This window comes from Actinokineospora lacus, from assembly GCF_053813445.1.
This window is the reverse complement of the sequence record NZ_JBQERA010000001.1, coordinates 537923-555232: the sequence shown is the minus strand read 5'-3', so window position 1 is coordinate 555232 and position 17310 is coordinate 537923. Positions and strand designations below refer to the sequence as shown.

The window sequence follows — 17310 nt, the reverse complement described above, 5'->3', positions numbered from 1 at the left end:
CGGTGACACGGAAGGAGTCTGGGTGCCCGACGACTACGACGGCGACGGCGCCCCGCCCTCCAGCCCAGGTGGGAAGCGCCGCGCGCCCGACTCCGACCAGCCGCGCCGCAGGCGCCGCTCCCTCGACGACGACGGCGGCCTCAGCGTCTCCGACCTGGTAGAGCGGCACAGCGCCTCCCGAACCGACCTCCCGGCCGCGGGCCGCCGCCGCGCCCCCGACGAGTCCCGCCACGCCGCCCCCGAGCCCCCGCGGCGCGGCGGCATCGAGGACCTCGGCGCCGCCGTCCAGGGCCGCAAGGCCGCCGCGGAGCAGAACGACACCCCGCCCGCCCGCCAAGGCCGCAGGCGCGCGCCGGAGCAGTCCTCCGGCGAGACCTCCCCCGAGTCCTACAGCTCCGACCCCTACGGCTCCCAGCCCGAGTCCCACGGTTCCGAGCCCCACGGCTCCCAGTCCACGCCGTACGGGTCCGAGCCCGAGGGGTACGCCCCGCAGCCCGACCCGTACCCCACCCGGCCCGAGCCCCCCCGCCGCGCCCCGGAGCCGTACCCACAGGCGCCCGACCCCCGGCCGACCCGCGGCCAGGCCGACGAGCCGCCCTTCCGGCAGCCCCCGCCCACCCGCCGAGCCCCGGAACCGCGCCCCGGCCCCACGCCGGATGCCTACCACCCCGACTCGACCCCGGACGTCCACCACCCCGGCCCTGCGCCGGAGACCCACCGCAGGCCGCCTCCGGACGTCCACCGCCCCGGTCCGTCGCCGGATGCCTACCACCCCGGCTCGTCCGCAGACGTCCACCACCCCGGCCCTGCACCGGAGTCCCCCCGCGGCTCGTCCCCGGACATCCATCCCGGCCCTATGCCGGAGACGCACCGCGGGCCATCGCCAGACGCCCACCGGCCCGCTCCGGTCGCGGGCCGCAGGCCCGGACCTCCCCCAGACGCCCGCCGCGGGCCGTCCCAGGACGCGCACCGGCCTGGCCCGTCACCGGAGGGCCACCACGCGGGCCACGCCGCGGAAGGCCACCGGCCCGGCCCATCACCGGACGCACACCAGCCCGACCACGCCGCAGAAGTCCGCCGGCCGGGCCCCGCCGAAGCCCGCCGACCCGGCCCGTCTCCGGACCGCCCGGGCCACGCCGAAGCCCGTCAGTCGGGTCCCGAGGAGCACCAGCCCGGTTACGCCGCGGAAGCCCGCCGGCCGGGCCCCGGGGAAGCCCACCGATCCGGCCCCCCAACCGAGATCAACCGGCCCGGCCACACGTCGGAATCGCACCGAGGCGGCCCGTCACCCGACGTCCACGGCGCAGGTCATGCCGCGGAAAGCCACCGCGCCGGTCCGCCGACCGAGATCAACCGGCCCAGCCACGCCACGGAAGCGCGCCGGGGCGGCCCGTCAGCGGATGTCCACGGCGCGGGTCATGCCGCGGAAGGCCGTCGAACCGGTCCGCCGGAAGGTCAGCGGCCCGGCAACGCCGCGGAAGGGCGTAGGCCCGGCTCGCCGGTGGAGCCGCGCCAGCCCGCCCCCGAGCGCGCGCCGCGCAGGCAGGCGCCCGGTCAGCGCAGTGCGCCGATCGTGCCCCCGGTCGAGCCGGGTGGTCCGCACCGGGCCTCCGTGCCCGCGGACGTCGTCCGCCAGGCCACCGGGACGCACCGGGTGCCGGACGACGCGCCGGGCCTCGACTTCGACCAGTTCATCCCCGCGGGCGACCCGGCCGAGCCGCCGAGCAGGCTCGCGCCGCCGCCCGCCCGCCCGGCCAAGCGCGGGCCCGAACCGACGCAGACCGGCGACTTCATCGAGGATGACCGGCCGAGCAAGTACTACCCCGTCCCCGGGCACGAGCCGTTCCCCCGCGACCACCGCGCCGCCGCGACGTCCGACGACCACTTCCCGGTCGACCGCGGCGTCCCCGAGCCGGGCGCCCGCCCGCGCCCCGGCGTCGGGCATCCGCGCGACGGTGGCGAGCCCCCGCGAGCGGGCGGCGAGTACACGCACGGGGACGCGCTCCGATCCAGCGGCCCGCGCCCCGACCCGCGCCTCGGCGGTGAGCCCAGCCGTCCGGACGGCCCGCCCCGCCTGACCGGTGAGCACCCCCTGGCCGACGAGCCGCCGCGCCCACCGGGCAGGCGCCCGCTGCCCCGCCCGGACGCGCTCTTCGCCGACGAGCCCCAGCCGACCGGCGCCCAGCCCCACCCCGGCCGCCGCCAGCCCACCGGCGCCCACCCGCTCCAGAACCGCCCCCCGGACGAGCGCCCGGCAGGCCGCAGGCCCACCGGCAGCCACCCGGTCCACACCGGCCCCCCGGACGAGCCCCCCGCCTTCCCGCCCGGCCGCAGGCCGCAGCCGACCGGCGCCCACCCGCTCCAGCACGCTCCCCTGGACGACCCCCGCCCCGCGGGCCGCGGTCCCCACCCCGGCGACGGCCCCCAGCACCCCGCGGGCCGCGCTTCCCATCCGGGCGACGAGCCGCAGCGCCCCGCGGGCCGCGGTCCTCGCCAAAGCGACGAGTCCCCGCGCCCCACCGGCCGCGGCCCGCACCCGACCGGCGCCTACCCGGTGGACGAGCCCCAGCGCCGTGGCCCCCAGGCGAGCGGTGCCTTCCCCATCCCACCCAACGCCCCCAACCGCCGCGGCCCACACGCGAGCGGCGCCCCCGCCGACGAGCCCCACCGCCGCGGCCCGCAGGCAAGCGGCCCCACCGACGAGCCCCCTCGCGGCCCCCAGGCAGGCGGAGGCCCCGCCGACGAGCCCCACCGCCGTGGCCCACAGGCGAGTGGCGCCTTCCCCATCCCGCCCGACGACGCCCACCGCCGCGGCCCACACGCGAACAGCCCCGCCGACGAACCCCAGCGCCGCAGCCGCCAGGCAACCGGCGCCGTCCCCATCCAGCCGGACGACCCCCAGCGACGCGGGCCACTCGCGAACGGCCCGACCGACGAGGTCCACGGTCGTGGTCGCCAGGCAACCGGCGCCGTCCCCGTCCAACCGGACGACCCCCAGCGACGCGGGCCACACGCGAACGGCCCAGGTGACGAGCCCCACCGGCGTGGCCCGCGGGCAGGCGGAGGCCCCGCCGACGAGCCCCCGCGCCGCGGCCCACAGGCGACCGGGGCCGTCCCCGTCCAGCCCGAGGACCCCCAGCGCCGCGGCCCACACGCGAACGGCCCGACCGACGAGCCCCACGGCCGCGGTCGCCAGGCAAGCGGCGCCTTCCCCATCCCGCCGGGCGAGCCCCACCGCCGCGCCCCCCGCGTGAACGGCCCCGCCGACGAGCCCCAGCGCCGCCCCCAGGCGAGTGGCGCCTTCCCCATCCCGCCCGAGGACTCCCGGCGCGGTCCGCAGGCGAGCGGGGGCCACCCGGTCCCGCCCCGGCGCGGTCCGCAGCCGACCGGCGCCTACCCCATGCCCACGGGACCCCTGGACGAGCCCCAGCGACCCGGGCACGAGCGCGGTAGGCAGCACCAGACCGGCGGGCACCCCGTCCCCGCCGACGACACCGCCCGCCGCTCGGGGGCCGACGGGGTCTTCCCCGACGACCGCCCGCCCTTCCCCGAGGCCCCGCAGCCCTCCGGCCGGTTCCCGGTCGACGCGGGCGGGGAGGGCGCGCAGCGGCTCACCGGGGACGGCAAGCCGCGGATTCCCCGCCAGCAGCCCCCCGGCCAGTCGTCCATGCCGCCGGGGCAGGCCGCCCACCCCGAGGAGACCGCCCGCGTAGCGCTGACCCCGCCCCCCGGGGTGTCGGGGGCCGAGGCGGCCGGGCTGACCACCGAGATGGAGCCCATCGGCGAGGCGACCCAGAAGCGCAGGCGGGTCGACCAGACGCTGGCGCGCTTCTCCAAGGTGCACGACGAGCTCAAGGCCGAGGAGCGGGCCAAGCGGGCGAAGCGGCGGCTGCCGAGGAACGCCGAGGACGCCGAGCTGGAGGACCAGCTCGACGAGCTGGCCAAGCCCCCGGGGGAGAGCGCCCAGGACGACGAGGAGCGGCCCAAGCCCAGGAAGCGCAGCCTGTTCGCCCGGGTGTTCGCGGGCACGACCGCGATCCTGGTGTTCATCGCGACCGGCGTCGGCTGGAGCTTCATCAAGAACACCGGCGACAACATCGACAAGGTCCGCGCGCTGGACCCGGAGTCCTCGGCCATCCAGAACGCCGACGCGCAGCGCGGTGACGAGAACTTCCTGCTCGTCGGCTCCGACACCCGCGAGGGCGCCGAGAGCGAGGAGGGCGTCGGCGACGCCAGCGAGGTGCCGGGGGCGCGCGCGGACACCATGATGATCGCGCACATCCCGGCCGACCGGAGCCGCGTCGTGATCGTGTCCTTCCCGCGCGACCTGGAGATCGACCGGCCCGAGTGCGAGCGGTTCGACCCCAAGTCCAGCAAGTACACCGGCGAGCAGGTGGCCGGGCAGTCCACCGCGAAGATGAACAGCGCCTACCAGGTGGGCGGGCCGCTGTGCGCGACCAAGGTGGTGCAGCGGCTGTCCGGGCTGCGGATCACCCGGTTCATCGGCATCGACTTCCACGGCTTCAAGGGCATGGTGGAGGCCGTCGACGGCGTCACCGTGTGCGTCGAGGAGCCGATGTACGACACGTTCATGAAGAAGTGGATCGTGCAGCAGTCGGGCGAGGAGGTGGTGCTGCGCGGCGACCAGGCGCTGGACTTCGTGCGCGCGCGCCAAGTGCGCGGCGACCCGACGTCGGACTACGGGCGGATCAAGCGCCAGCAGCGGTTCCTGTCCTCGCTGCTGCGCAAGTCCATGTCCGCCCAGGTGCTGCTCGACCCGTCGAAGCTGACCGGGTTCACCGAGGCGTTCACCAGCTCCACCTTCGGCGACAACATCACCGTCGACTCGCTGTTCTCCCTCGGGCAGTCGCTGCAGCGCCTCGAGGCCGGGCGGGTCACCTTCCTGACCGTGCCGACCGTCGGGACGTCCAACCGGCGCGGCAACGAGGAACTCCGGGTCGAGGACAACGCCGCGCTGTTCCGCGCGATCGTCAACAACCAGCCGCTGCCGGGGGAGAAGCCCGCCGCGGACGGCGAGGAGCAGCGCGCGCTGCCGCAGTCATCGCCGCTGCGCGCGCGCCTGCAGCAGGCGGACCCGAAGAAGCTCAAGATCCAGGTGCTCAACGGCGGCAACGAGGCGGGCGGCATCGCCCGGCGCACCGCGGACAAGCTCGCCGCGTTCGGCTACCAGGTCGTGTTCGTGAACTCCGCGCCCGAGGTCTCCCACACCGTCGTCTACTACAGCACGGGCAACGAGACCGCGGCCCGCACCCTGGCCTCATCGATCCCGGGCACGCAGCTCAAGGCGGACCGGTCGATGGGCAACGCGCTGGCGCTGGTGCTGGGCCCGGAGTACGACGGGCAGGTCGTCGCCCCGGGCACCGCCGAGGTCGCCGAGCCCGAGCCGGAGAAGCTGCCCGCCGACCTCTCGGCGATCAACGGCGGCGACGTCACCTGCGCGTGAACTCGTCCACCGGGGTTCACCGCGGATTCATCCACCAATGGGTGCTTCCGAGGCGGTTGCGTCTAGGCTCGTCGGCATGCGCGAGGCCTACCACAGTGAACTAGGAAAACTTGCCGACCAGCTCGGCGCGATGTGCGCGATGGTCGGCGAGGCGATGGACCTCGCCACGCGCGCTCTGCTGGAGACCAACCTCGGTCTCGCGGAGCAGGTGATCAGCGGTGACGAGAAGATCGACGACGCGCGCTCGGCCTGTGAGGAGCACGCGTACTCGCTGCTCGCCCTGCAGGCCCCGGTCGCCACCGACCTGCGCACGGTCCTCGGCGCCATCCACGCCGCGGAAAGCCTGGAGCGCATGGGCGACCTCGCCCTGCACGTGGCCAAGGCGGCGCGGCGCAGGCACCCCAGCCCAGTCCTGCCCGAGCCGGTCCTCGGCTACTTCGGCGAGATGGGCCGCATCGCCGTCGGCCTGGCCCGCCAGGCCGAGGAGGTCATCCGCACCCAGGACGTCGCCGCCGCCCGCGCCCTCGAGGACGCCGACGACGAGATGGACGACCTGCACCGCCACCTGTTCACGGTGCTCATGGACAAGGACTGGCCCCACGGCGTCGCCGCCGCGGTCGACGTGACCCTCCTCGGCCGCTTCTACGAGCGCTACGCCGACCACGCCGTCTCCGTCGCCAAGCGCGTCGTCTTCGTCGTCACCGGCCGCATGCCCGGCTCGGGCTCGGACCTGGACCCCTAAGACCTGAGACGCCGCCCGTCAGCGGGCGGCTTGGAGCAGGGCGTCCAGTTGTTGGGCGAGCCTCGTGCTGTCGGCGGGGGAGTAGGTAGCCCGCAGGGCGCCGTCGGGGCTGGGGCGGGTCAGGGTGAGGTAGCGGCCCGCGTCGGTGTCGATCCAGCCCAGGTTCCCCGCGTCCACCTCGCGGCCGTGGCGGCCCTTGCCGGTGATGGTGAAGAAGCCGAAGCCCTTGCGGGGGCGTTCGAGCATGGTCGCGGCCATGCGCAGCTGGGCGTCGGCGACTGAGCGGGGGGCGCGGACCGGCTGGGCGAAGCCCCCGCCGCTGGGCACGGTCGCGGCGGGCTGCTCGATCTGCACCGACTGGCCCGGTCCCGGCGATGCCAAGGGCAGCAGGGCGACCAGGGCCCTGGCCAGGCCGGGGGCGCCGACCAGCTCGAAGCGCAGGCTCTGCCCCTCCTGGACCGCCAGCACCCCGGTGTCGCCCGACGCGGCGGCGCGGGCCCTGATCAGCGTGCCCGGCGCGAGCGAGCCGGACACGGCCACGCCGACCTCGTGGTCGGCGGTCACCGTCAGCGCCCGCTCCACGTCCTCGGCCACGCCGTCCGGGCCGATCAGCCCGCGCCTGGCCAGGTCGGTGAACACCGCCCTGGCGATGCGGCCCCGGTCCTCGGCGTACTGCCCGAAGCTCGGGATCTCGAACGGGTAGAGCCTGCAGTTGACGCGCAGCAGCTGCGAGAGCACGTCGACCGCGGCCAGCGACAGCGAGAAGGACCGGTTCATCAGCCGCCGATCACCGGCGGCGCGGTCATCTCCGAGGTGCCGAAGACCTCGTCGGGGTCGGCTTCGACCAGGTAGGACGGCCGCTGGTGCTCTTCGTCCTCCCCGCCCTGGCCCCGGGCGCCCGTCGCGCCCATCCCGCCCATCCCGGCGCCGCCGCCACGGCCACCCGCCGCGCCCGCGCCTGCTCCCGCACCGGCCCCCACGCCGCCGCCGCGGCCCGCGGCGTGCTCAGCCGCCGCACCCGCGCCCGGCCCGAGGCCCATGCCCTTCCCGGCCAGACCGCCCGCACCACCGCCTGCGCCGCCCGCACCACCGCCTGCGCCGCCCGCACCACCACCGGCGCCACCCGGGCCGCCGCCAGGACCGAAACCGGGCCTGCCGCCGCCGAACCCGCCGCCGGCGCCGCCGCGTCCGCCACGGGAGGTGTCGCCGCCCGCGCCGCCAGGGCCCATCGGCAGACCGCCGATGGGCGACATTCCGCCGGGCTGGCCACCGGGACCACCCGGGCCACCGGGATAGCCGCCAGGGGGCGGGAACGGGGTTCCGGGTGTGGACGGGTCGAACCCGCCGGGCGTGGTGCCGCCGCCACCGGGACCGCCGGGCACGGGCAGCGGGACCGACGGCCCGACCGGCCGGGGTCCGCTCCCGTCCGGGCCGGTGCCGGGCGGCCTGCCGGTGTCGCCCGGCGGCGGGGTGAGGCCGGTGTCCGGCCTGCCCGACGGCGGGGTGCCGTTGTCGCTGTTCGAGGGCGTCGTGCCGCTGTCGTTGACGGTGACGTCGGTGTCGCGCGCCTGCTCGACGCCGCGGCCGTCATCGGTGCTGGTCGGGTCGCCGCCGCCGGAGTCGGCCATGCTGGGCGGCGTCGCGAAGGCGGGCATGGTCGACGCCGAGCCGAGCTGGCTGTCGTAGGTGCCCACGACCCGGGCGGCCTCCTCGTGCGCGGCCTGGCTCTCCCGGTAGTCGTTCATGTAGCCCGCGGCCTTGGTGGCGAAGACCATCGGGTTCGTCGTGGTCGCCAGGTCCTGCATGGCCGCGTCGTAGTTGAACGGCTTCTCGTCGGGCATGGTGTTCTTGGCCTCGGTGAGCGCCGTCGAGTGCAGCGCCAGCTGCGTGCCCGCGTACTGCGAGCTCTGCCCGGCCTGCCCGACCCAGTTGCCCACGTTCGCCATGAACTGCCGCGCGGAGTCGCCCGCGGGGCCCTCCCACTCGGTCTGGCTGCTGTTGATCGCCGAGGCCACGTCGGTCTGGAACTTGACCATGGCGTTGCCGGTGCTGGTGTAGGCGTCGCTCATCGCCCCGACCTCCTCGGGACTGACGTCCTGGGTCACCATCGGCTTGAGCGCGGAGTGGTCGTAGCTCATGTAGTTCGTGCACATCATCGCCGGTGGCTGACGCATGTTCACGCCGCCCGCCAGCGCGTCGGCCTGTGCGTTGAGCTGCTGGTTGAACTGCTGATCGATCTCGCTGTTGCGGGTGAACCGCCGGATGAACTCCTCCAGCCAGCCGGAGTCCTCGATGTCCCGGTCGACATCCCGCGCGGCCTCGCTCTGCACCTCGTCGCGCGTCTGCGAGGTGTCCCGCCGGTCGATGTAGTACGGGCTGTTGGGATCACGGGTCGGGTCGTAACCCTGTCCGGTCATCGTCGCTCCACCCTTCCCGCCGTCACGGCAACTCGGGTTCCACCAGCTTCGCGGCCTGGTTCACCGCTGGGCACAGGGCCTTTCCGTCAGCGCCGGTCGCCACGACGTCCACCCGGGAGGTCTCGGTGACCGCCAGGGCGACCGCGCAGGCGGTGCCGCCCACCCCGAGCCGCTCCACCGCGTCACGGCCGTTGACCGTGATCTCCTTGGTATCGCCATCCGCGACGACGTCCTTGAGCCCGAGTTCCTCATAGATCGCGGTGCCGATCGTGTAGCTGTCGCTCACGCTGTCCTTGCGGACCCGCCACCGGCACCCCCGGGCGTCGCCGACCGTCACCTCCGCGCCCTCGGCGGTGATCCCCAACGACGACAGCGCGGCGGCGTCCAGCAGCCCGCAGGGATCGACCGAGGCCAGCGGCGACCCCGGCGCGTCCGTGGAGGTCGTCGGCTCGCCGGTGGGCCCATCGGCCGAGGTCGAGGCCGGGCCGGGCGTCGAGCCGCTGGGATTGGGCACGCCAGGCGTCGTCGGCGAGCACCCGACCGCGCCCACGAGCACGGAGACGAAGGCCACGACGACCACGAGCGGAGTCCTCACAGTGAACGTGCACCTTTCGCGAAGCGTGGTCAGGCGAGCTTGCCCGCGTTGAGCCGGTCGGTCTTCTGGTAGTTCGCCATCGCGGCCTTGATGCCCTCCTCGGCCTCGACGAGGGACTGGCGGAACTGCTTGAGCTGGGTGATGAGCCCCTGCTGGTCCACGGCGACCTCGTGCAGGTACGGCTTCATGGCCTGGGCGTTGTTGGTGCTGCCGAGCTTCGCCTGCTGGGCGAGCAGGTCGAGTTCGAAGGACTGGTTGTCCACCCAGTCGGCCATGTCGTAGATGGCCTTGAGGAGGGCCTCGCCGCCCTGCTCGCTCACCGCGAAGCCGCCGGACTTGGCGGTGGCGGCGAAACCCGCCATGGACTTGCCGATGGTGGCACCGATCCTGGCGCCGCCCGCGTCGTCGATGTACATCGCTGCCCTCCGACCGGTCAGACCCCACGAGCACGGTACCAATCGACCGTGGTCGACGTCCCGGCTGTGACGCTATCGGCGGGTTGCCGGTTCCCGGGTGCGACACGGGCCCCGATCCGGTGCGGATCGGGGCCCGGTGTGGGGTGAGGGCAGGTGCGGGTGATCAGCCGAAGCGGCCGGAGATGTAGTCCTCGGTGGCTTTCTGCGAGGGGTTGGAGAAGATCTGCTCGGTGTGGTCGATCTCGACCAGCCGCCCGGGCTGGCCGACGCCCGCGAGGTTGAAGAACGCCGTCTGGTCGCTCACCCGCGCGGCCTGCTGCATGTTGTGGGTGACGATCACGATCGTGTAGTCCTTCTTCAGCTCCTGGATCAGGTCCTCGATCGCCAGGGTGGAGATCGGGTCCAGGGCGGAGCAGGGCTCGTCCATCAGCAGGACGTCGGGCTGCACGGCGATGGCGCGGGCGATGCACAGGCGCTGCTGCTGGCCGCCGGAGAGGCCGCCGCCGGGGCGCGGGAGCCGATCCTTGACCTCGGTCCACAGGTTGGCGCCGCGCAGGGCGCGCTCGGCGACCTCGTTGAGCTTGTCCTTGTCCTTCTCCCCGGCGAGCTTGAGCCCGGCGACGACGTTGTCGCGGATGGACATGGTGGGGAACGGGTTCGGCCGCTGGAACACCATGCCGATGGTGCGGCGCACGGAGACCGGGTCGACGGTCTGGGCGTAGATGTCCTCGCCGTCGAGCAGCACGCGGCCCTCGGCGCGGGCGCCGGGGATGACCTCGTGCATGCGGTTGAGCGAGCGCAGGACGGTGGACTTGCCGCAGCCGGACGGCCCGATGAAGGCGGTGACGCTGCGCGGGGGCACGGTCAGCGAAACCCTGTCGACGGCGTGGAACTTGCCGTAGTACAGGTTCAGGTCCTTGACTTCGATCCGCTTGGCCATGGCTACCCGCTCACTTGGTCTTCAGGGACGTCAACCGCGAGATCAGCGATCCCAGCACGTTGAACACGGTGATGATGACGATCAGGGTGACCGCGGCGCCCCACACCCTGGCCTCGCCGACGTCGTTGATGACGAGCCGCTCCACGTTCATCAGCAGTGGCAGGGATGCCATGTTGCCGTTGAACGGGTCGTAGTTGATGAACGAGGTGTACCCCACCAGGATCAGCACCGGCGCGGTCTCGCCCATCACCCTGGCGATCGCGAGGGTGATGCCGGTGATGATGCCCGACATCGCGGTCGGGATGACGATCTTGACGATGGTCTTCCACTTCGGGATGCCCAGCGCGTAGGACGCCTCGCGCAGCTCGTCCGGGACGATCTTGAGCAGTTCCTCGGTGGTGCGCACCACGACGGGGATCATCAGCAGCACCAGGGCGAGCGACACGGCGAAGGCGCTGCGCGGCATGCCGAGGGTGGTGACCCACAGGGCGTAGATGAACAGCGCGGCGACGATCGACGGGACGCCGGAGAGGATGTCGACGGTGAAGGTCACCGCGCGCGCCAGCCTGCTGCGCTTGCCGTACTCCACCAGGTACACCGCGACCATGATCGCGATGGGCACCGCGATCACCGCGCAGATCAGCCCTTGCAGCAGGGTGCCGAAGATCGCGTGGTAGACGCCGCCGCCGAACTGGCGCGAGGTCAGGCCCGCCAGCGACTTCTGCCACCAGTCGGGGTTCAGGACGTGGACGAACCCCTTGGCCACCACGGTGATCAGCACCCACGCCAGCGGGGCGAGCGCCAGGGCGAAGGTGCCCCAGATCAGGATGGTGGCCAGCCGGTCCTTGAACCGGCGGCGGGCGTTGATCTCCTGGAAGGCGGGCGGGGCGGCCGGGCGGTCCAGGTCGGTCGCTGTCGTCACTCGTACTCCTTGTGCCGGGCGATGATCCCCCGGGCGAACGCGTTGACGACGAACGTCAGGACGAACAGGACGAGGCCCGCGGCGATGTAGGCGCCCGCGCCGCGGGGGTCGTTGAACTCCGGCGCGGCCCTGGCGATCTTGGAGGCGATGGTGTCGCCGCCGTCGAACAGGCTCCAGCCGAAGTGTTCCGAGGTCGGCGCCAGGATGATCAGCAGCGCGATGGTCTCGCCGAGCGCGCGGCCGAGGCCGAGCATCGAGGCGCTGACGTAGCCCGCGCGGCCGAAGGGCAGCACGGTGGTGCGCACGACCTCCCACTTGGTGGCGCCGAGCGCGAGCGCGCCCTCGACCTGCATGGTGGGCGTGCGGTCGAACACCTCGCGGCTGATCGCGGTGATGATCGGCAGCAGCATGACCGCCAGCACGATGCCCGCGGTGAAGATCGTCTGGCCGATCACCAGGCTGGTGTTGCCGTCGGCGAAGATCGGGACCCAGCTGAGGTTCTCGTTGAGCCACGTGCTGACCGGGGTCAGCGCGGGCGCCAGGACGTAGGCGCCCCACAGGCCGTAGATGATCGAGGGCACCGCGGCCAGCAGGTCGACGAGGTAGGCGAAGGGCCGCGCGAGGTTGCGCGGGGCGTACTGGGTGAGGAACAGCGCGATGCCCAGCGCCACCGGCATGGCGATGACCAGCGCGAAGATCGAGCTGAACACGGTGACCAGCAGCAGGTCGAGCACGCCGAAGGCCAGGCTGTCCGGGTCGGCGCTCCACTCCCGGCTGAACAGGAAGCTCGAGGAGTTCTCCGCGAGCGACGGGATCGCCTGGATCAGCAGGAACACGCCGATGAGGACGATCATGGCGACGACGAGCACGCCGGAGCCGACGGTCAGCGCCTTGAAGATGCGGTCACCCGGGCGGGTGACGATTCTGGTGGCGCCTTCGGCCCGCGGGGTGCCTGCGCCCTGCTCGGTGGGTGTAATCGTCGCCTCCGTCGAGGTGGTGGACGCCGAGCCGCCCCGGCACCCGGATCGGGTGCGCGGGGCGTCCGACTGGCGGCGTCACGGCCGGGGCCGCTGACCGTGGAGCGAGTGTGCCACTGGGACGATCAGGCGATCGCCTTGATGGCGTCGAGCAGCTTGGTCTGGAAGGCCTGCGGCAGCGGCACGTAGCCCGCGTCCACCAGGCCCGCCTGGCCGGTGGTCGCCGCGGTGGTGAGGAACGCCTTCACGGCCTTCGTGGTCTCGGCGTCGTAGCCCTTGGAGCAGACGATCTCGTAGGTGGCCAGGACCAGCGGGTAGGCGCCCGCGGTGTCGCTGGCGTAGAGCGCGTCGAGGTCGATGACCAGGTCGTTGCCCTCGCCCTTGATCTTGGCCGAGTCGATCGCCTTGCCCGCGGTCTCCGCGGTCAGCTCGACGGCGCCGGAGCCGCTGTCGAGCTTGGCCATCGCCAGGTTCTTGTCCTGGGCGTAGGACCACTCGACGTAGCCGATGGCGCCGTTGCCCGCCGCGACGGCCTCGGCGACACCGGCGGAGCCCTGCGCGCCCTGGCCCACGCCGCCGTTGAAGGTCTTGCCCGCGTCCTTGGTCCACGCGCCCTTGGAGGCGGCGGTCAGGTACTTCTGGAAGTTGTCGGTGGTGCCCGACTCGTCACCGCGGTAGACGACGGTGATGGCGGTGTCCGGCAGGGTGGCGCCGTTGTTGAGCGCGGCGATGGCCGGGTCGTTCCACTTGGTGATGCCACCGGAGAAGATCTTGCCCAGCGTCTCGCCGTTGAGCGTCAGGTCGGTCACGCCCTCGACCTTGTGGACGACGGCGACCGGCCCGAAGACCATCGGCAGGTTCCACGCCGGGTTGCCGCCGCAGCGGGTGGCCGCGTCGTCGACCTCGCCCTTGTCCTTCTTCAGCGCCGAGTCGCTGCCGCCGATGTCGACGATGCCGCCGATGAACTGCTTGACGCCCGCGCCGGAGCCGGTGGGGGTGTAGGCCAGCTGCTGACCGGAGCACGCCTGGCCGTAGGCGGCGATGAACGCGTCCATCGCGCCCTTCTGGGCCGAGGAGCCCTCCGCGGTCAGGTCCTTCTTGCCGCCACACTCGACGGCGGCGGTGCCCGTCGGCGCGGGCGCCCCCGACTCCTGGCCCTGGTTCTGCGGGGTGTTGGTGTCGCTACCGCAGGCGGACAGCGCCAAGGCGCCCGCCGCGACCATGCCGAGCACGTTGGCGTACCGCTTCATCTTCACAGGTATTCCTCCAGCAGGAACCTCAATGGCGCGGCGTCACGCTGAGTGCGCCGTATGCCGGGACGCTAAGCAGCAGTAGTGGACGAACGGCCCTGTATAGGTGAACGTGAAGTGAACAAGGCCGTTACTGTGATGGGACCGACGTTCGGTGAGTGAACCTGTGTCCTACCCGTGGCCTGCGCGTTTGCCTGACGTAATCAATTATCCGCCAGATGCCGGAACGGCCGCGTACTGAATGTCAGCGGCTGATCGGGCGAATCCGAGTCGCCGATACACCGCGACCGCTGGCGCATTGTCTGCCTCCACGTACAAAATCACCGAGGTCAGGCCCCGATCGCGGAGGTGGGCGAGCCCGGCCAGGGTGAGCGCGCGGCCCAGTCCGCCGCCCTGGGCGTCGGGGTCGACACCGACGACGTAGACCTCCCCGACGCCGTCGGGGTGCACCTTGGTCCAATGGAACCCGACCACGCGCTCGGCGGTGTCGACGGCCAGGAAGAACCCGTCAGCGTCGAACCAGGGCTCGGCCTCGGTGGCGGCGACGTCGGCCGCGGTGAGCGCGCCCTGCTCGGGGTGCCAGTCGAAGGCGCGCTTGTTGACCGCGACGACGGCGTCCTCGTCGCGGCCCGGCCGGAACGCGCGGACCGAGATCCCGGCGGGCCAGGCGGCCTCGGGCAGCGGGTCGGCGAAGTCCAGGCGCATCTGCCACAGCTCGCGGACCCGCGCCATGCCCAGCCGCTCGGCGATGCGGGCGGCGGCCGGGTCGTCGCCGTGGGACCAGAACCGCACGTCGGCGGGCGCCTGGGCGCGGACCTCGGCGACCAGGGCCGTGCCGAGGCCGCGGCCGCGGTCCTCCGGGCGGACGAGCACCTCGGCGACCTGTCTGCCGAAGGCGTCGCCGCCGGTGTCGAGGTGGGCGTAGCCGAGCAGCCGGTCGCCGACCGCGGCGACCAGGTGCCGCCCGCCGCGGAACTCCCGGGGGACGGGGCCCTCGGGGGTGACCTCGGGTCGGCCGTCGGTGGCGCGCACGGCGAGCAGGAACTCGCGCACCAGGGCGGGGTCGATCTCGGGGTGCCAGGTCAGGTCCACCCGGCCGAAACTACCGGTGGATCACCGGGTGCGGGCGATCAACGCGCGTCGACCTGGTAGGACAGGTCCTCGACCTCGACCTCGCGGCGCACGCCGGACTTGGGCGGCTGCACGAACTTGTAGCCGACGTTGCGCACGGTGCCGATCATCTGCTCGTGCTCGGTGCCGAGCTTGGCGCGCAGCCGCCGCACGTGGACGTCCACGGTGCGGGTGCCGCCGAAGAAGTCGTAGCCCCAGACCTCCTGCAGCAGCTGCGCGCGGGTGAACACCCGGCCCGCGTGCTGGGCGAGGTACTTGAGCAGCTCGAACTCCTTGTAGGTGAGATCGAGCGGGCGCCCGCGCAGCTTGGCGGCGTAGGTCGCCTCGTCGATGACCAGCTCGCCGAGGCGCAGCGCGCCGTCGACGCCCGCGCCCGCGGAGCCGCGCGAGCTGAGCAGCCGCAGCCGGGCGTCGACCTCGGCCGGGCCCGCGCCGGGCAGCAGGATCTCGTCGATGCGCCAGTCGGCGTTGATGGCGACCAGGCCGCCCTCGTTGACCACGGCGATCACCGGGGCGTTGTCACCGCCGCTGGTCAGCAGCCTGCACAGGCTCTTGGCCGCGGCCAGGTCGGTGCGCGCGTCGACGATCACCGCGTCCCGGGAGCCCGCGTCGAGCAGGGCGGTCACCTCGGGGGCCTGCGCGCGCACCGAGTGCGGCAGCAGCATCAGCGAGGGGAGAACGGAGCCGGGCTCGGGGTCCGCGGTGAGCAACAGCAGATCCAGGCTCATCGACGCCTCCTGACGTGATCGCCCGCTCCGCGTCGTTGAGGTGCGGTCCCGCGTGGGGATCGGTAAAGACGATGCGAGGAGAATAAACCGCGCGAGTGGCAATTGTCGCCGGCGTGACGCCTCTGTCACACGGGCGGCCCTGCGCGAGCAGCCTGGCAGGCGCTCTGGCCAGGGCGTGTTACAGCCGGGTAAATCCGCTGCACACCGCCGGAAAACGCAGAATTCAAGGCGTGCGGGGCGATCGGCGAAAATCATTTGTGAACACGGTGTAACCCCGGCTGCCCCCGTCCACCCGGCGGGCCGGGCCCGCGTGACTACGCTTGACGCCGACCGCGGTGGCGAGGCGAGGACGGCTGATGACCACGACGACGAACACCGGCGCGCCCCCCAGGCGCCGCCGCTCCAAGGCGGTGCGCCGGACCATCGTGATCCTGGTGGTGCTGCTCGGCCTGCTGGTGGCCGCGGACTTCGGCGCCGCGGCGATCGTCGAGCACGAGGTGTCCAAGCGCGCGCAGCAGCAGTTCGACCTGCGCGACCACCCCTCGGTGAAGATCGGCGGGTTCTCGTTCCTGGTGCAGGCGGTCTCCGGGGAGTACGAGTCGGTGACCGTCGACGCCCAGGGCGTGCCGGTCAACACCCTGCGCGACGTCGAGGTGCACGCCGAGCTGCGCGGGGTGCAGGCCCCGCTGTCCGACGTCATCGGCGGCACGCTGACCGGGGTGCCGGTGCGCGAGGTGCACGGCCAGGTGCGGGTCAAGGCAACCGACGTCAACCGGGCCATCCAGAGCAACGCCAACCGCGTGGTCGCCTCGATCACCAACCTGACGATCGCGCCGGTGGCCGAGGAGCTCGTGGCCGACCCCGAGGCCGAGGTCACCGCGACCGAGGCCGAGATCGCCGACCGGGCGGGCAAGACCGCGGGCGTCAAGCTGTGCGGGACCGTCGAGGTCGCGGGGCAGACCACGGAGCTGTGCGTGTTCTCCCTGATCGCGCTGGAGAACGGCGGCATCGCCGTGCAGCCCAAGCGCCTCGAGCTGAAGAACTCGATCAGCCGCGCCCAGGTGCCCAAGCCCATCCAGGACAAGGTGCTGCCGCTGTTCGCGGTCTCCCTCGACCCCGGCGAGCTGCCGTTCGCGGTCACCCCGACCGAGGTCAAGGTCGAGGCGGGCGTGCTCGCGGTGCAGGGCACGGCGTCGGGGATCGTGCTGGGCGGGTGAGTCGGTGACCGGGCCCTGGCCGCGGTCGGCACGCTGCTCCCAGCAAACTCCCAGCCGGATTTCCGGCAGAACTCCCAGCGGAACTCCCTGCCAGATTTCCAGCAAAACTCCCAGCGGGACTCGCTAACGGACTCCCGGCGAGACTCCCAGTAGGACCGGCAGTAGGTCCGGCAGCCCAACCAGCCGCCGGACCTGCGCATTCCCCGTCGGGCGACGGCCGCGTCCGCCGTCCCACGAAGTGGACGTGCGGTTCCCAGTCCGAGGAACGGCGGTAGGCTCGCCGCCGTGACTCAGTACCTGACCAGGCGGCGCGCGGTGGACTTCTGCCGCGTCGACAGCAGCCTTTGTCGGGGCACGCGCGCTATGGCGGCATAACTCCGTCCGTACGCCGTTCTCCCAGGTCAGGAAGGTTTGTCATGTCCGCACGCGTCGACCAGCCCCCGCTCCGCGCTGTTCCGCGTCCTTGTCCTGACCGCGCTGGGACCCCTGACCGCATTGGGACCACAGCCAC

Annotated in this window: 13 protein-coding genes; 3 read left to right on the top strand and 10 right to left on the bottom strand. The window is 73.2% G+C overall.

Annotated features, from left to right (window positions below):
* The first annotated feature begins 22 nt into the window (after positions 1-22).
* On the top strand, positions 23-5464 hold the full coding sequence (locus ACTG9Q_RS02745; RefSeq protein WP_455570956.1) for an LCP family glycopolymer transferase: 5442 nt from the start codon (positions 23-25) through the stop codon (positions 5462-5464).
* Positions 5465-5540: 76 nt separating this feature from the next.
* Positions 5541-6206 carry a phosphate signaling complex protein PhoU gene (gene phoU / locus ACTG9Q_RS02740; RefSeq protein WP_455570955.1) on the top strand — a complete coding sequence of 222 codons (666 nt, stop codon included), beginning with the start codon at positions 5541-5543 and terminating at the stop codon, positions 6204-6206.
* Positions 6207-6224: 18 nt separating this feature from the next.
* Here phoU and ACTG9Q_RS02735 read toward each other — a convergent pair whose 3' ends face one another.
* From ACTG9Q_RS02735 to ACTG9Q_RS02690, 10 genes are all read right to left on the bottom strand, one after another.
* On the bottom strand, positions 6225-6983 hold the full coding sequence (locus ACTG9Q_RS02735) for an ESX secretion-associated protein EspG (protein WP_455570954.1): 759 nt from the start codon (positions 6981-6983) through the stop codon (positions 6225-6227).
* Entirely contained in the window at positions 6983-8623 is a 1641-nt protein-coding gene (locus ACTG9Q_RS02730) for a hypothetical protein (protein ID WP_455570953.1), read from the bottom strand. The genes ACTG9Q_RS02735 and ACTG9Q_RS02730 overlap by 1 nt, the downstream gene beginning before the upstream one ends.
* Positions 8624-8645: 22 nt before the next feature.
* Positions 8646-9218 (bottom strand): DUF3558 domain-containing protein, encoded by a 573-nt coding sequence (locus ACTG9Q_RS02725; RefSeq protein ID WP_455570952.1) that lies wholly within the window; start codon positions 9216-9218, stop codon positions 8646-8648.
* Between the two features lie 29 nt (positions 9219-9247).
* Complete coding sequence (locus ACTG9Q_RS02720) at positions 9248-9634, bottom strand: hypothetical protein (protein WP_455570951.1); 387 nt, start codon at positions 9632-9634, stop codon at positions 9248-9250.
* 163 nt (positions 9635-9797) lie between these two features.
* Complete coding sequence (gene pstB / locus ACTG9Q_RS02715; RefSeq protein ID WP_455570950.1) at positions 9798-10574, bottom strand: phosphate ABC transporter ATP-binding protein PstB; 777 nt, start codon at positions 10572-10574, stop codon at positions 9798-9800.
* 10 nt (positions 10575-10584) lie between these two features.
* Positions 10585-11496 (bottom strand): phosphate ABC transporter permease PstA, encoded by a 912-nt coding sequence (pstA, locus tag ACTG9Q_RS02710; RefSeq protein WP_455570949.1) that lies wholly within the window; start codon positions 11494-11496, stop codon positions 10585-10587.
* The gene (pstC, locus tag ACTG9Q_RS02705; protein WP_455571308.1) at positions 11493-12419 is read right to left on the bottom strand and encodes a phosphate ABC transporter permease subunit PstC; all 927 of its coding nucleotides are present in this window, start codon (positions 12417-12419) and stop codon (positions 11493-11495) included. The genes pstA and pstC overlap by 4 nt, the downstream gene beginning before the upstream one ends.
* Before the next feature lie 179 nt (positions 12420-12598).
* Positions 12599-13729 carry a phosphate ABC transporter substrate-binding protein PstS gene (gene pstS / locus ACTG9Q_RS02700; RefSeq protein WP_455570948.1) on the bottom strand — a complete coding sequence of 377 codons (1131 nt, stop codon included), beginning with the start codon at positions 13727-13729 and terminating at the stop codon, positions 12599-12601.
* Positions 13730-13930: 201 nt separating this feature from the next.
* A complete protein-coding gene (gene mshD, locus ACTG9Q_RS02695) occupies positions 13931-14815 on the bottom strand; it encodes a mycothiol synthase (RefSeq protein WP_455570947.1) in 885 nt (294 codons plus the stop codon).
* A gap of 38 nt (positions 14816-14853) precedes the next feature.
* A complete protein-coding gene (locus ACTG9Q_RS02690) occupies positions 14854-15582 on the bottom strand; it encodes a winged helix-turn-helix transcriptional regulator (RefSeq protein ID WP_455570946.1) in 729 nt (242 codons plus the stop codon).
* Positions 15583-15938: 356 nt separating this feature from the next.
* Between ACTG9Q_RS02690 and ACTG9Q_RS02685 the strand changes: the two genes are divergently transcribed.
* Positions 15939-16799: an LmeA family phospholipid-binding protein gene (locus ACTG9Q_RS02685; RefSeq protein ID WP_455570945.1), complete on the top strand. Its 861-nt coding sequence runs from the start codon at positions 15939-15941 to the stop codon at positions 16797-16799.
* The last annotated feature ends 511 nt before the right edge of the window (positions 16800-17310 follow it).